This is a genomic window from Streptomyces sp. NBC_00859 (assembly GCF_045161865.1).
GTDB lineage: Bacteria > Actinomycetota > Actinomycetes > Streptomycetales > Streptomycetaceae > Streptomyces.
The window spans coordinates 5,329,722-5,343,429 of the sequence record NZ_CP108826.1 but is presented as its reverse complement, the minus strand read 5'-3'; the positions used below and the strand labels follow the sequence as shown (position 1 = coordinate 5,343,429).

Below are 13,708 nucleotides of genomic sequence, written 5' to 3'. Positions count from 1 at the left end.
AGCCCGTCGCGGGAGGTGGGGGCGGCGCCGTCCGGCCGGCCGGTTCGCGCGGCCCGCGCGGTCACGATCGCGTTACGGAGTGCGGGGTTCCTCTTGACCGCCTCCCATGTAATCGATTCCAATCTCCCGTGTAATCGATTCCATGCGGCCCACAAGGAGGTGGTCCAGCGATGGCGAGCATCAAGGACGTCGCGGCCGGCGCGGAGGTGTCCGTCGCCACGGTGTCCCGGGTACTCAACGGCCATCCGTCGGTCAGGCCCGACACCCGCACCCGGGTGATGGCCGCCGTGGAGGCCCTCGGTTACCGGCCGAACGCCGTGGCCAGGTCCCTGCGCACCCAGCAGACCCGCACCCTCGGCCTGGTCATCAGCGACGTGCTGAACCCGTACTTCACCGAGCTGGCCCGCTCCGTCGAGGACGAGGCGCGGGCGCACGGCTACAGCGTGATCATCGGCAACGCCGACGAGCAGCCCGCTCTCCAGGACCACCACATCCGCACCCTCGTCGACCGGCGGATAGACGGTCTGCTGGTGAGCCCGACCGACGGCGGCTCCCCGCTGATGCTCGACGCGGTCAGGGCCGGTGTGCCGATGGTCTTCGTGGACCGCTGGATCCCGGGCGTGGACGTCCCCGTCGTACGGTCCGACGGGCGCGGCGCCGTCCGCGACCTGGTCGCCCACCTGTACGCGATGGGCCACCGCAGGCTGGCCATCATCGCGGGCCCGGCCACGACCACCACGGGCAGCGAGCGGGTCGACGCCTTCCGCGAGGCGCTGGCCGAGCACGGGCTGCCGCTCCCGGACGCCCGCATCGGGCACGGCGACTTCCAGGCGGACAGCGGACGCCGCGAGGCGACACGCCTGCTGGCGCTCGCCGAACCCCCCGACGTGATCTTCGCCGCCGACAACCTGATGGCGCTCGGCGCGATGGACGCCATCCGCGCCCACGGCCTGCGCATCCCGCAGGACATCGCGCTCGCCGCGTTCGACGACATCCCCTGGTTCGTGCACACCGACCCGCCGATCACCGCCATCGCCCAGCCGACCGGCGAGCTCGGCCGGGCCGCCGTACGCGCGCTGATCGACCGGCTGGAAGGCCGGGAGCCCCGGTCCGCGATCCTCCCCGCCGAGCTGGTGATCCGCCGCTCGTGCGGCGAGCCGCCGCCCGCCGTGCGAGCGGCCGCCGCTCCGGCCGGCCCGCCCCCGCATGCGTCAGCCCCACCCCCGTCCCCCACGCCGAACAGGAGCAACCGGTGAACTCCCCCGACGAGTTGCTGCGTATCGAAGGCATACGCAAGACCTTCCCCGGAGTGGTCGCACTCGACAGCGTCGACTTCGATCTGCGCCGCGGCGAGGTCCACGTCCTGCTCGGCGAGAACGGCGCGGGCAAGAGCACCCTCATCAAGATGCTCTCGGGCGCCTACCGCCCCGACAGCGGCCGGATCTTCGCCGAGGGCCGCGAGGTCCGCATCCACGGCGCGCAGGACGCCGAGCGCCTCGGAATCGCCACGATCTACCAGGAGTTCAACCTGGTGCCCGATCTGACGGTCGCCGAGAACATCTTCCTCGGCCGCCAGCCGCGCCGCTTCGGGATGATCGACCGCGCCCGGATGGAGCAGGACGCCACCGCGCTGCTGGCCCGGGTGGGCCTCGATGTCCCGCCCCGGACCAAGGTGCGTGAACTGGGCATCGCCCGGCTCCAGATGGTGGAGATCGCCAAGGCGCTGAGTCTGGACGCCCGCGTCCTGATCATGGACGAGCCGACCGCGGTGCTCACGTCGGGCGAGGTGGAGAAGCTGTTCGGGCTCGTCCGCGCCCTGCGCGAGGACGGCGTCGGGATCGTCTTCATCACCCACCACCTCGAAGAGATCGCCGCACTCGGCGACCGGGTCACGGTCATCCGGGACGGCCGCAGCGTCGACCAGGTGCCCGCCGGCACCCCCGAGGACGAGCTGGTCCGGCTGATGGTGGGCCGCAGCATCGAGCAGCAGTATCCCCGGGAGCGCCCGGCCTCCGCGGACCCCGGGACGGAAGAGGCCGCAGCACCGCTGCTCTCCGTACGCGGTCTGGGCCGGGACGGCGTCTTCCACGACGTCAGCTTCGAGGTGCGGGCCGGTGAGGTCGTCGGCCTCGCCGGGCTCGTCGGAGCCGGGCGGACCGAGGTCGCCCGCGCGGTCTTCGGGGCCGACCCGTACGACGCCGGCACCGTCGACGTCGTCGGCAGACGGCTCCCCCGGCACGATGTGAACGCGGCGATGGGCGCCGGGATCGGCCTGGTGCCCGAGGACCGCAAGGGCCAGGGCCTGTTGCTCGACGCCTCGGTCGAGGAGAACCTCGGCCTGGTCACGCTGCGCTCCGCCACCCGCGCGGGCCTCGTCGACATCAAGGGCCAGCAGGCCGCGGCTGCCCGGGTCGCCGGGCAGCTCGGCGTACGGATGGCCGGGCTAGGCCAGCACGTGCGCACCCTGTCCGGGGGCAACCAGCAGAAGGTCGTCATCGGCAAGTGGCTGCTGGCCGACACGAAGATCCTGATCCTGGACGAGCCGACGCGTGGAATCGACGTCGGAGCCAAGGTCGAGATCTACCAGCTCATCAACGAACTGACCGCGTCCGGCCACGCGGTCCTGATGATCTCCAGCGACCTGCCCGAGGTGCTCGGCATGAGCGACCGGGTGCTGGTGATGGCGCAGGGCCGGATCGCCGGCGAACTCCCCGCCCACGAAGCGACCCAGGACGCGGTGATGGCACTCGCCGTCAGCGCGCCCGCCCCGGCGCAGAACAACTCCACCCACTCCAACGGCGAAGTGAAGGAAGCAGAGGGTTCCCGTGACCACTGACACGCTCAAGAGCAATACGGGCGCGAGTGGCGCCTCTGCGGTCGTCCGCCGCATCCTGCTCGACAACGGCGCACTCAGCGCCCTGGTGGTCCTGGTGGTGGCGATGTCGCTGCTCTCCGGTGACTTCCTCACCACCCAGAACCTGCTGAACGTCGGTGTCCAGGCCGCCGTGACCGCGATCCTCGCGTTCGGTGTCACCTTCGTCATCGTCTCGGCGGGCATCGACCTGTCGGTCGGCTCGGTCGCCGCGCTCTCCGCGACCGTGCTGGCGTGGACCGCGACGTCCGAGGGGATACCGGTCTGGATCGCGGTGATCCTCGCCGTCGCCACCGGCATCGCCTGCGGCCTGGTCAACGGCGTGCTCATCTCGTACGGCAAACTCCCGCCGTTCATCGCGACGCTGGCGATGCTCTCGATCGGCCGCGGTCTCTCACTGGTCATCTCGCAGGGCAGCCCGATCGCCTTCCCCGGCTCGGTCTCCTCGCTCGGTGACACGCTCGGCGGCTGGCTGCCGGTCCCGGTCATCGTGATGATCGTGATGGGTCTGATCACGGCGCTGATCCTGGCCCGTACGTACATCGGCCGCTCCATGTACGCCATCGGCGGCAACGAGGAGGCCGCCAGGCTCTCCGGGCTGCGGGTCAAGCGGCAGAAGCTCGCGATCTACGCGCTCTCCGGACTCTTCGCGGCCGCAGCGGGCATCGTCCTCGCCTCCCGGCTCTCCTCCGCGCAGCCGCAGGCCGCCGACGGGTACGAGCTGGACGCCATCGCCGCCGTCGTCATCGGCGGGGCCAGCCTGGCCGGCGGTGTCGGCAAGGCGTCCGGCACGCTCATCGGCGCGCTGATCCTGGCCGTGCTCCGCAACGGCCTCAATCTCCTCTCGGTGTCGGCGTTCTGGCAGCAGGTCGTGATCGGCGTGGTCATCGCTCTCGCCGTCCTGCTCGACACGCTGCGCCGCCGCGCCGGGTCCGGTGCGGGTGCCGGGCCGGGCGGATCCGCCGGTGCGGCCGGGTCCGGCGGCCCCGGCGGCAAGGGACGGCAGGCGGCCAAGGCAGGCATCGCCGTCGTCGTGGTGGCGGCCGTCGTGGGCGCCGTCTCCTACTTCGGCTCCGGCTCGTCATCGACCACCCGTACCAAGGTCGGGCTCTCGCTCTCCACCATGAACAACCCGTTCTTCGTGCAGATGAAAGCCGGCGCCCAGCAGGAGGCCAAGGCCGAGCACGTCGACCTGACCGTCACCGATGCCCAGAACGACGCTTCCCAGCAGGCCAACCAGATCGAGAACTTCACCAGCGCCGGCGTCAAAGCCATGATCATCAACCCGGTGGACTCGGATGCGGCAGCCCCCTCCGTACGCTCTGCCGACAAGGCAGGCATCCCGGTGGTCGCGGCCGACCGCGGCGTCAACAAGGCCGACACCGCGACCCTCGTGGCGTCCGACAACATCGCGGGCGGCAAGCTCGCCGCGAAGACCCTGGCGGCCAAGCTCGGCGGCAAGGGCAGGATCGTCGTCCTCCAGGGCACCGCGGGCACCTCGGCCAGCCGTGAGCGCGGCCAGGGCTTCGAGGAAGGCATGAAGGCATACCCGGGGATCAAGATCGTCGCCCGGCAGCCCGCGGACTTCGACCGCACCAAGGGTCTGGACGTGATGACCAACCTGCTCCAGGCGAACCACGGTGTCACCGGGGTCTTCTCCGAGAACGACGAGATGGCCCTCGGAGCGATCAAGGCACTCGGCAGCAAGGCGGGCACCTCGATCCCGGTGGTCAGCTTCGACGGAACGCCCGACGGGCTGAAGGCAGTCAAGGCCGGGACCCTGTACGCCACAGTCGCCCAGCAGCCTGCCGAACTCGGCAGGCTGGCGGTCCGGAACGCGATCAGGGCGTCGCACGGCAAGAAGATCGGCAGCATGGTCAAGGTGCCGGTCAAGGTCGTCACCAAGAAGAACGCGGCCGACTTCTCCTGACGGGCCGTCCGGTCCCGTCAGCGCCCCCTCCCGAAAGCAGGACAGAGATGTACGACTGCGACCTGCTGGTCGTAGGGTCGGCCAACGCCGACCTGGTGATCGGCGTCGAACGCCGCCCCGCACCCGGCGAAACCGTGCTCGGCTCCGACCTGGCCGTCCACCCGGGCGGCAAGGGTGCCAACCAGGCGGTGGCCGCGGCCCGGCTGGGCGCCCGCAGCGCTCTGCTGGGCCGGGTCGGGGACGACGCCAACGGCCGGCTGCTGCTCGAATCGCAGCGCGCGGCGGGCGTCGACACCTCCGGCGTCCTGGTCGGCGGTGCGCCTACCGGTGTCGCACTCATCACGGTGGACCCCTCGGGCGACAACAGCATCGTGGTCTCCCCTGGCGCCAACGCCCGGCTCACCCCTGCGGACGTCCGCGCCGCGGACAGCCTGCTCGCGGCGGCCCGGGTGGTCTCCGCCCAGTTGGAGATCCCGCTGGAGACCGTCGCCGAGGTAGTACGGGTCCTGCCGGCCGGCACCCGGTTCGTACTGAACCCGTCGCCGCCGCAGCCCCTCCCCGACGAGATCCTCGCGGCCTGCGACCCCCTGGTGGTCAATGAGCACGAAGCCAGGACAGTACTGGGTGAATCGGCCGGCGACTCCCCCGAGGAATGGGCGCGGGCGCTGCTCGCACTCGGCCCGCGCTCGGTGGTGATCACCCTGGGTGCGGCGGGAGCGCTGACCGCCGACGGCCGTACGGGGACGACCGCGCACGTGCCGAGCCTGAAGGTCGAGGCGGTGGACACCACCGGAGCGGGCGACGCCTTCACCGCGGCGCTGGCCTGGCGTCTGGGGCTGGGCGACGACCTGGCGCAGGCCGCCGCTTTCGCCGCGCGAGTGGGTGCGACCGCGGTCACCAGGCCCGGTGCGCAGGAGTCCTATCCGACTGCCGACGAGGTGCGGTCGGAATGAAGAAGTCCGGAATCCTCAACCGCCATCTCGCCGGCGCACTGGCCGAGTTGGGCCACGGCGACGGTGTCCTGATCTGCGACGTGGGGATGCCGGTCCCGGCCGGCCCCCGCCTGGTCGACCTGGCGTTCCGGGCCGGCACCCCGTCGTTCGCCGAGGTACTCGGCGGAGTGCTGGACGAACTCGTCGTCGAAGGCGCGACGGCCGCCCACGAGATGGCGGAAGCGAACCCGGCGACGGCGGAACTGCTGGGCGCCCGCTTCCCGGACCTGCGGCTGATCACGCACGACGAACTCAAGGGGGAGTCCGCGGCGGCCCGTCTGGTGGTGCGTACGGGTGAGGCACAGCCGTACGCGAATGTGCTGCTGCGGTGCGGGGTCTTCTTCTGACTGGTCCCCGTCTCCCGATGGGCGGCCCGGACGTGCCTCGGAGTTGCCGTCGAAGTGTCACGCCCGCATCAGCAGCGAGGCGAGGGTTAGGGCTGCCTGGTGGGACTCGGCGGTGTGGTGCAGCGGGTCGCGATGCCGCGCCGTTGCTTCAAGCCGTTGAAGCACCGTTCCACGACGTCGCGCTGCTTGCGGATTGCGCGATCGACCACGGACGGAAATCCGCCGGGGCTGCCGGGCCGGCCGGGCCCTCCGTCGAGGGTGGCGAGCCCACGCACACAGCAAAAGCAACGCCTTTGGTTCCAGACCGTGTCCGTAAAGTCGCGCCTGGCGTGCGACGCCCGATACGCACTCCCGCCGCGCGCCCGCCCTCCGGGCAACGACGCGACTTTGCGGACACCGCCTAGCCCTGTCTCCGGGAGTGCGGGACGGGCGCCGTCTCACCGGAACCGACGGACGGCCCGGAGGCGGCGAGGTCGAGGAGCGTCATCTTGTCGTGGTCCGGGCTGCCGGGCCGCGCCATGTAGATGACGAGGCGCTGGCCTTGTGCGCGGCTGAGGGACAGCCCTTCGTGCGAGAGCGTCATCGTGCCCACCTCCGGGTGTCGGAGCGTCTTTTCGCCGTCGCCGATCGTGTGCACCTCGTACCGCTCCCAGAGCCGGTTGAAGTCGGGGCTCTTGACGATCAGCTCACCTACGAGTGCGGCGAGATCCGGGGCATCCGGATCGGTGCCGGCGATCGCCCGCAACTGGGCGACGCACCCCTTGGCCTTCTGTTCCCAGTCCGCCCACAGCTCGCGGGCAGCGGGGTGCAGGAAGATGTACCGGACGGTGTTCCGCTGCCGCTCCGGCCAGTCGGCGATGCCGTGGAGCAGCCGCAGCCCGCCGGGATTGGCCGCCAGCAGGTCGTTGGTGCGGCTCACGACGTACGCCGGGTTGGGCCGGAGCGTCTCCAGAAGCTGCGTGACGGTCGGACGGACCCGCCGTGACGGCAGGGGACGGGGCTCGGGCGCACGCCGCGCCGCCCGCGCCGCCAGCTCGTGCAGGAAGCCCCTCTCCTCCTGGTTGAGGCGGAGCGCGTCGGCCAGCGCCTCGACCACGGAGGGGCTCGGATGGGTCTCCTTGCCGCGTTCCAGACGTATGTAGTAGTCGATGCTCACACCGGCCAGCGCCGCCAGCTCCTCCCGGCGCAGACCCGGCGTACGGCGTGTGCCGGTTCCGGCGGGCAGTCCGACGTCTGCCGGGCGTACGTCGCCACGGCGAGCGCGCAGAAACTTCCCGAACTCGGCCATGTCGTCATTGTGCCAGCGTGTGATCAGGGGTCCAGCCCGGAGCCTGGCCCTGTTACACCCACCTATGGCACACCCCGGAAGATCACGGTCTGCCTCGCCCTCGCGAGCCTCACCAGTCTGGACGGATGACCACTCTTGAACCGGCCCGCGCGTCACAGGATGCCCGGCAGCGCACGGCCGCACCGAAGCTGATCCTGGCGACCGCGTTCATGGGCATCTTTATGCTCAACCTCAACACCATGGCGATGAACGTGGCGCTGCCCGGGATCGGGCGGACCTTCGGCGGCAGTACGGCGGGACTGCAATGGATCGTGGACGCCTACACGCTGATGTTCGCCGCACTCCTGCTTTCCGCGGGCACGCTCTCCGACCGCATCGGGGCGAGCCGCGTGTTCGGCGCCGGCGTCGCGGTCTTCACGGTCGCCTCGGCGGCCTGCGGACTGGCGCCGGGGCTGGGCGAGCTGATCGCCGCCCGCCTGATCCAGGGGAGCGCGGCGGCGATCATGCTGCCCTCCTCGCTGGCCCTCGTCCGGCAGGCCTTCCCGGGCGCGGCCGAACGGGCACGGGCCATCGCGCTGTGGACCGTTGGCGGAGCCGTCGCGGTTGCCGCAGGCCCGGTGGCCGGCGGGGTGCTGTCCAGCACTCTGAGCTGGCGGGCGATCTTCGTCGTCAACCTGCCCGTCGGTATCGCCACCCTCGCGGTGTTGACCCGCGTGGAGCGCTCGCCGCGCCGTGCCACGCCGCTCGATCCGTACGGCCAGCTGACGGCGGTCGTCGCGCTCGCGGCGCTCACCTTCGCGGTGATCGACGGAGGGGAGAACGGCTTCGGCGGGCCCGTGGTGCTGGGCTGCCTGGCGCTCGCCGCAGTGGCGACGGCCGCGTTCATCATGATCGAGGCACGTACCGCCGCGCCGTTGGTCCCGCTCGGCCTCTTCCGTTCGCGCACGGTGACGGTTTCGGTCGCGATCGGCTTCGTCGCCAATGCCGCTTTCTACGGGCTGGTGTTCGTGCTGAGCCTGTTCTTCCAGGACGTCCTGAACCTGTCCGCCATGGCCACGGGGCTGATGTTCCTGCCGATGATGGCAGTGATCGCCGGGGCCAACCTGGCCTCGTCCAGGGCTGCGGCACGCTTTGGGCCGCGGATGCCGATCGCCGTGGGACAAGCGATCTTCGCGCTGGCGATGTTCGGCCTGCTCCGGATCGACGAGGGCACCAGCAGACCAGTGATCGCGGCGATGCTCATTCCGGTCGGCCTCGGGCTGGGTTTCTTCGTACCTTCCCTGACCGCCGTCCTGCTGAACGACACCGCCGCAGATCGGGCCGGAATGGCGGCCGGGATCCTGAACTCCTTCCGGCAGACGGGCGGCGCGCTCGCCGTGGCCGTCTTCGGAGCCTTGGTCGCGGACCGGGGCGAATTCATTGTGGGTCTGCGGGTCGCCTTGTGCGTCGCGGCTGTGATGCTGATAGCCACCACGGCCGCAGCCCTCATGCTGCCGCGCGGCCGTATCTGACGGGACGGTGACGGGGATGTCCGGCGCGGGGCCCGGTAATGAACTCGACCCGAGGGAGCCGGGCGGCGCACGTCGTGAGGCCGCTCCTCGCCTCGGCCGGGTCAGAGGCGCCCCGACCTTCAGGTCGGCTGAGGAGGCTCTGGACACCCTGCGTTCCGACACTCCGAAGGACTGGGCGGGACTCCTCGACCAGCGCCGCCCGAGGTGCTTCGTCTGGGCGTATCCCGATGAGGTGGTCAATCACCACTGTTTCCTTCTCATGTCGAGCCGATGGATGGTACTCACGTCTCGTCTGAACCGAGGGCTGCGCTCAGGGCCTTCACGGCGTCATCGTATTGATGGCGGTCGAAATGGAACGGACCGAATCCCGAGTAGTCGCGTGTCCTGCGGTGGGGTTGTTCGAAGGAGTCCCAGGTCACTTGGTCAGGAGTCACTCTGATGCGAGCCATGAGCGGCCAGCATCCCCAGTCGCCGCATTCGCAGCCGAGAAACGGGTGTCTCCGAACCCGTCGCGCTGGTGGACCGCCCACGGAAGTGATCCTCCATCGGGCCGAACCGGAAGAACTCCGGGATGAGACCACCGTAGGCGTCGCCTGCGGGCTGCATCCCCGCGTCCATCTCGAATCCGTCGATCAGCTCGGTCAGTGGTGCTCCGCCGATGTGGGGCACGATCACGAGCGGGCCGCCGTCGCCACGGTGCTGGCAGTCGAATCGGACCTCATTGCTGGTCGCCCTGCATGCCTAAGGGGCCCGGTCCACCGGACCGGGCCCCCGCCGCATTCCCCTCCCCTGTCACCAGAGCTCCCCGTATCCCCCCGGATCCGTCCCCCTGAAGCCCTGATGCCACGTACGACTTCCGTTACAGGGAAAGGGTTGTACGGATGCGCGGAGTTATTTTTCCGGCCGTCCTGCGGCCGCGGGGTCAGACGCGGTCGGCCGCGATCAGGAGGTACTGGAACGAGCCGTCCTTGTACGAGTTGATGAACGCCTCTTCGATGCCGGTGACGAGCGAGGACGTTGCCCGCAGCTCCCAGTAGGGCAGGGTCGCAGCCGTCAGGTCGATGATGGTCTGCGGTACGAGACGGTTGTCGGCCATGGACTTCAGGTACTCCCGGCGGGAGTGGATGTTGCACTCGAAGTGCGCGTTGATCTGGGAGACCCACTTCGAGGGCTGGCCGTATCGCGGGTTCCAGCAGCCGGTGATGGTCACATAGCGGCCGCCGACCCTGAGGACGCGGGAGTGCTCGGCGAAGAGGTCGTCCAGGTCCACGTACATACTCGACTCGTTGTTCCACGAGCCCGCGGCCTGCCCTGTCTCGAAGGGCGTGCTGAGCATGTTGCACACGCGGGCGTGGACGTGGTCCTCGATGCCAAGTTCGTGCGCGCGCCGGTTGCCGAAGTCGGCCTGCTTGGCCGACAGCGTGACGCCCTCGACCTTGCATCCGAACCGCTGGTGGGCCATGACCATCGAACCGCCCCGCCCGCAGCCGGCGTCCACGAGCGTGTCGTCCCGCCCGATGGAACCCAGCTGGTCCAGGAGGACTTCGGCCTGCGCCGACTCCAGACGGTGGAGCTCGGCGATCAGCTTCTTCTCGTACTCGCTGTCACGGGCGTCCCCGAGGGCGGCGTGGTCGACGTCGCCGATGCCGTAGTGGTGGTGGTAGAGGCCGTCGACGTCACCGAGACGGAGGTTCACGGGCCTCGCCTCCCGGTCCCAGTAGCGGGCGATGTCCCCCTGGTAGGGCGACGCCGGGGGCGGGATGAACACGGATGTGTCGGTGGTGAGCTGGGTGCTGGTCATAGTGGAATCCGCTCCTTACCAGAAATCGGGCAGGCTGTATCGATAGGTGTTGGTCTGATGCCAGTGGTGGTTGCCGTCGACCCACGCGGCCACTCCCCGGAGGAAACGCAGCACGCTCGGGACGGGGCAGTCGGCCGCCAGGGTGGCGGCTTCGCTCTCGAAGCCGTGCATGAGGTCGTTGTGGACCTCGACCGCCTTCAGATAGGCGTCCCGGTCGGAGGCGCCCTCACGTTCGGCGATCACCACGGGCAGGTTCAGGTGTCTGCCGGGGCTGTTGAGCTCCTTGGTGTACGAATACAGGTCGTTGACGATCGTCGTGGCGTTGCCCGCGAGCGCGATGACCCGCTGCATGGCCGGCTGGGCGTGCAGGTCGGCGGGCAGTTCATAGCCGCCGACGGTGTCGGTGATCGTGGGGCAGGGGCGGAAGTTGTTGAACTGGCGCATCGCCAGGTACTCCCACACCTCCGGGACGTGGTCTGCCTCGGACCACGCCGCCTCGGCCAGGTACCCCAGGTGCAGCCGGGCCATGTCGTGCCGGTACCGGTCCGACTGCGAAGGCGTGGCCTGCCGGTTGAAGTACTCCATCGCGGACCGGTAGGCCCGCCGGGGCGCGTCCGACTGGAGCGACCGCGCCCACTCCGGCTCGTACTCCTGCGTCGTGTGCAGGGGGTCGAGTGCCGTGTGTGCCAGCAGCAGACGGCTGCCGAGTCCGACGGGCGAGCCGCCGTGGTCCTCGCAGTAGCAGTCGTCGACCGCGTTCTCGGCGACCATCAGGCGGGTGGCGACCATCAGATGGTCGACGGTGGGAGCGTCCGGGTGGCAGGCGACCATGTAGCGGCCGACGGAGAACCCGTCGAACTGGTCCTCCCACTCGGGCGGGTACGCCTGGACCTCGTCCACCGCCCATTCCTTGATCCTGCGGCTGACCTCCTCCACACGCACCGGGTCGGGCTCTGCCACCGAGTGGTAGTAGAGGCCCGGGATGGGCGTGCCCTCCTCGGGCTCCCCGGGCTCGGCCGCGGGCGGAGGCTCCTCGCGCCGGCCCAGGCGCAGGCCCGCCGTGCCCAGACCGCTGGGGCCGCACAGGATTCGTTGCAGGGCAGCGCTCGGCTGTGTGATCGCGCCGGCGCCCTCCGCCGGGTGCTGACCGGTCAGGCCGGCGCCCGGTCCGCTGTCGGGTGAGGGGCCGGCCGGCCGGGTGTGTGCGCCGGCGGGGGACGCGGCGGCGGACGGGCTCGGTTGCAGAGGGGAAGGCCCGGTCTCGGGCATCCGTAGCTCCTTGGTGAAGTGGGTGGGCCGGCCCGTGACCGGGGACCGGCCGGACGACAGGGCCTAGCCGAGGTGGGGGGCGATCTGTACGTTCTCCAGCACGCCGAGCGCGTCGGGCAGCAGCACGGCGGCGGAGTAGTAGGTGGTGACCAGGTACGAGATGATCGCCTGCTCGCTCATGCCCATGAAGCGCACCGAAAGGCCGGGCTCGTGCTCCTCCGGGAGGCCGGTCTGGCGCAGACCGATGACGCCCTGGTTGTCCTCGCCGGTACGCATGGCAAGGATCGAGCTGGTGCCCTGTTTGCTGACGGGGATCTTGTTGCAGGGCAGGATCGGCACGCCGCGCCAGGCCGGGACTTGCTGTCCGCCGAGGTCGACATGGTCCGGGTAGAGCCCGTAGGCACTGAACCCGCGCCCGATCGCCGCGATCGTCCTGGGATGGGCGAGGAAGAGCTTGGTGCCACGGCGGCGGCTGAGCAGCTCGTCCATGTCGTCCGGGGTGAGCGTGCCGGTGCGGGTCTGAATCCGCTGCTTGAAGGCGGCGTTGTGGAGCAGGCCGAACTCCCGGTTGTTGACCAGCTCGTGCTCCTGGCGCTCGCGCAACGCCTCGACGGTGAGCCTGAGCTGCTCCTCCGTCTGGTTCATCGGTCCGTTGAAGAGGTCGGCGACCCTCGTGTGGACACGGAGAACCGTCTGTGCGACGGATAGTTCGTACTCACGCGGCCGGAGTTCGTAGTCGACGAAGGCCCCTGGCAGCACGGCCTCACCGGTGTGCCCGGCCGACATCGCGATCTCGGCCTCACCGTGACGGGTCTGCGGCCTGCGGGACCGCGAGCCGAACTCCTCGACGTGGGCCCGCAGCCCCGGCGACGCCGACAGCACGGCGTCGAAGTCGGCGCGGGACAGGACGAGCAGCGTGCCGTCGGTCTCGGCCCTGGCGGTGGACTCCCACTTCGCGTCGCTGTCCAGAAGGGCGTTCTCACCGAACCGGTCACCGTCGGCAAGCACGGCGACGGCGACATCGTCGCCGTACTTGCCGACGGAGGTCTGTTTGATCCGGCCGTGCGCGATCAGATGGATCCGCTCGGCGCGAGTGCCGCGCTCGGCCAGCACCTCGCCCGCGCGGAAGTCGCGCTGGACACACCTGTCAGCGATCGCTGTCAGCACCTCGACGTCCTCGAAGCCGCGCAGCAGGGCCAGTTCGCCGAGCTCGCGGGGGACCACCCGGACACCGGCACCGTCCTGGACGAACTCGATGAGCCCGTCGCCGACGGTGTAGCTCAGCCGGCGGTTCACCCGGTAGGTGCCGCCCTTGGTCTCCACCCAGGGGAGCATCCTCAGCAGCCACCGTGAGGTGATCTCCTGCATCTGCGGCGCGGACTTGGTCGTAGTGGCCAGGTTGCGGGCAGCCGCCGTGCTCAGACTGGACTGCGCGGACGGCTCCAGCTGTGCTTCCGGGCCGGTCTCAACGGTCATCAGGCGAGTTCTCCTTTACGACGGCGATGGGCGGCGCATACGCTCAAAACAGTTGAAAGTGGTAACAACTGGTTGAATCGCAGGCAACTCCGTCCAGATCCAGGGGAACCGTAACCGCGGGCCCGTCCAACTCGCCCGGAACGGCGGCGGAGTTACTTCGATGCAGCGATCTCGCCGCTCATCGGGTTTATCCGGCTGAGCGGCGACATTCGGACGCCGTGA

General features: G+C 70.1%; 11 protein-coding genes. 6 read left to right on the top strand and 5 right to left on the bottom strand.

Features of this window, described 5'->3' with window-relative positions; all coding sequences use genetic code 11:
- Window positions 1-170: 170 nt before the first annotated feature.
- Genes OG584_RS23405 through rbsD form a run of 5 tightly spaced genes read left to right on the top strand, consistent with a single transcriptional unit; the run spans window position 171 to window position 6,141 of the window.
- On the top strand, window positions 171-1,256 hold the full coding sequence (locus OG584_RS23405) for a LacI family DNA-binding transcriptional regulator (RefSeq protein WP_405780676.1): 1,086 nt from the start codon (window positions 171-173) through the stop codon (window positions 1,254-1,256).
- Window positions 1,253-2,836 (top strand): sugar ABC transporter ATP-binding protein, encoded by a 1,584-nt coding sequence (locus tag OG584_RS23400; protein ID WP_405780675.1) that lies wholly within the window; start codon window positions 1,253-1,255, stop codon window positions 2,834-2,836. The genes OG584_RS23405 and OG584_RS23400 overlap by 4 nt, the downstream gene beginning before the upstream one ends.
- Window positions 2,826-4,802, top strand: coding sequence for a substrate-binding domain-containing protein (locus OG584_RS23395; protein WP_405780673.1), 1,977 nt, complete (start codon window positions 2,826-2,828; stop codon window positions 4,800-4,802). The genes OG584_RS23400 and OG584_RS23395 overlap by 11 nt, the downstream gene beginning before the upstream one ends.
- Before the next feature lie 47 nt (window positions 4,803-4,849).
- Window positions 4,850-5,755 carry a ribokinase gene (locus OG584_RS23390; RefSeq protein ID WP_405780672.1) on the top strand — a complete coding sequence of 302 codons (906 nt, stop codon included), beginning with the start codon at window positions 4,850-4,852 and terminating at the stop codon, window positions 5,753-5,755.
- The gene (gene rbsD / locus OG584_RS23385; RefSeq protein ID WP_405780671.1) at window positions 5,752-6,141 is read left to right on the top strand and encodes a D-ribose pyranase; all 390 of its coding nucleotides are present in this window, start codon (window positions 5,752-5,754) and stop codon (window positions 6,139-6,141) included. Before OG584_RS23390 ends, rbsD begins: the two co-directional genes overlap by 4 nt.
- A 400-nt stretch (window positions 6,142-6,541) precedes the next feature.
- On the opposite strand, the gene OG584_RS23380 is transcribed toward rbsD, so the two are convergent.
- Window positions 6,542-7,429 (bottom strand): helix-turn-helix transcriptional regulator, encoded by an 888-nt coding sequence (locus tag OG584_RS23380; RefSeq protein WP_405780669.1) that lies wholly within the window; start codon window positions 7,427-7,429, stop codon window positions 6,542-6,544.
- 125 nt (window positions 7,430-7,554) lie between these two features.
- On the opposite strand from OG584_RS23380, the gene OG584_RS23375 reads away from it, so the two are divergent.
- Window positions 7,555-8,940 carry an MFS transporter gene (locus tag OG584_RS23375; protein ID WP_405780668.1) on the top strand — a complete coding sequence of 462 codons (1,386 nt, stop codon included), beginning with the start codon at window positions 7,555-7,557 and terminating at the stop codon, window positions 8,938-8,940.
- 423 nt (window positions 8,941-9,363) lie between these two features.
- Here the strand turns inward: OG584_RS23375 and OG584_RS23370 are convergent, their stop codons facing one another.
- The 4 genes from OG584_RS23370 to OG584_RS23355 all read right to left on the bottom strand — a co-directional run bounded on the left by OG584_RS23370 (window position 9,364) and on the right by OG584_RS23355 (window position 13,486).
- A complete protein-coding gene (locus tag OG584_RS23370; protein WP_405780667.1) occupies window positions 9,364-9,615 on the bottom strand; it encodes a hypothetical protein in 252 nt (83 codons plus the stop codon).
- Between the two features lie 247 nt (window positions 9,616-9,862).
- Window positions 9,863-10,741, bottom strand: a complete 879-nt coding sequence (locus OG584_RS23365) for a geranyl diphosphate 2-C-methyltransferase (protein ID WP_405780666.1) — start codon at window positions 10,739-10,741, stop codon at window positions 9,863-9,865.
- 15 nt (window positions 10,742-10,756) lie between these two features.
- A complete protein-coding gene (locus OG584_RS23360) occupies window positions 10,757-12,010 on the bottom strand; it encodes a family 2 encapsulin nanocompartment cargo protein terpene cyclase (RefSeq protein ID WP_405780665.1) in 1,254 nt (417 codons plus the stop codon).
- Window positions 12,011-12,073: 63 nt separating this feature from the next.
- On the bottom strand, window positions 12,074-13,486 hold the full coding sequence (locus OG584_RS23355) for a family 2B encapsulin nanocompartment shell protein (protein WP_405780664.1): 1,413 nt from the start codon (window positions 13,484-13,486) through the stop codon (window positions 12,074-12,076).
- Between the last annotated feature and the right edge of the window lie 222 nt (window positions 13,487-13,708).

Coding starts and splice junctions, on each gene's coding strand:
- OG584_RS23405 (WP_405780676.1), top strand. CDS start 171: ATGGCGAGCATCAAGGACGTCGCGGCCGGCGCGGAGGTGTCCGTCGCC.
- OG584_RS23390 (WP_405780672.1), top strand. CDS start 4,850: ATGTACGACTGCGACCTGCTGGTCGTAGGGTCGGCCAACGCCGACCTG.
- rbsD (WP_405780671.1), top strand. CDS start 5,752: ATGAAGAAGTCCGGAATCCTCAACCGCCATCTCGCCGGCGCACTGGCC.
- OG584_RS23380 (WP_405780669.1), bottom strand. CDS start 7,429: ATGGCCGAGTTCGGGAAGTTTCTGCGCGCTCGCCGTGGCGACGTACGC.
- OG584_RS23375 (WP_405780668.1), top strand. CDS start 7,555: ATGACCACTCTTGAACCGGCCCGCGCGTCACAGGATGCCCGGCAGCGC.
- OG584_RS23365 (WP_405780666.1), bottom strand. CDS start 10,741: ATGACCAGCACCCAGCTCACCACCGACACATCCGTGTTCATCCCGCCC.
- OG584_RS23360 (WP_405780665.1), bottom strand. CDS start 12,010: ATGCCCGAGACCGGGCCTTCCCCTCTGCAACCGAGCCCGTCCGCCGCC.
- OG584_RS23355 (WP_405780664.1), bottom strand. CDS start 13,486: ATGACCGTTGAGACCGGCCCGGAAGCACAGCTGGAGCCGTCCGCGCAG.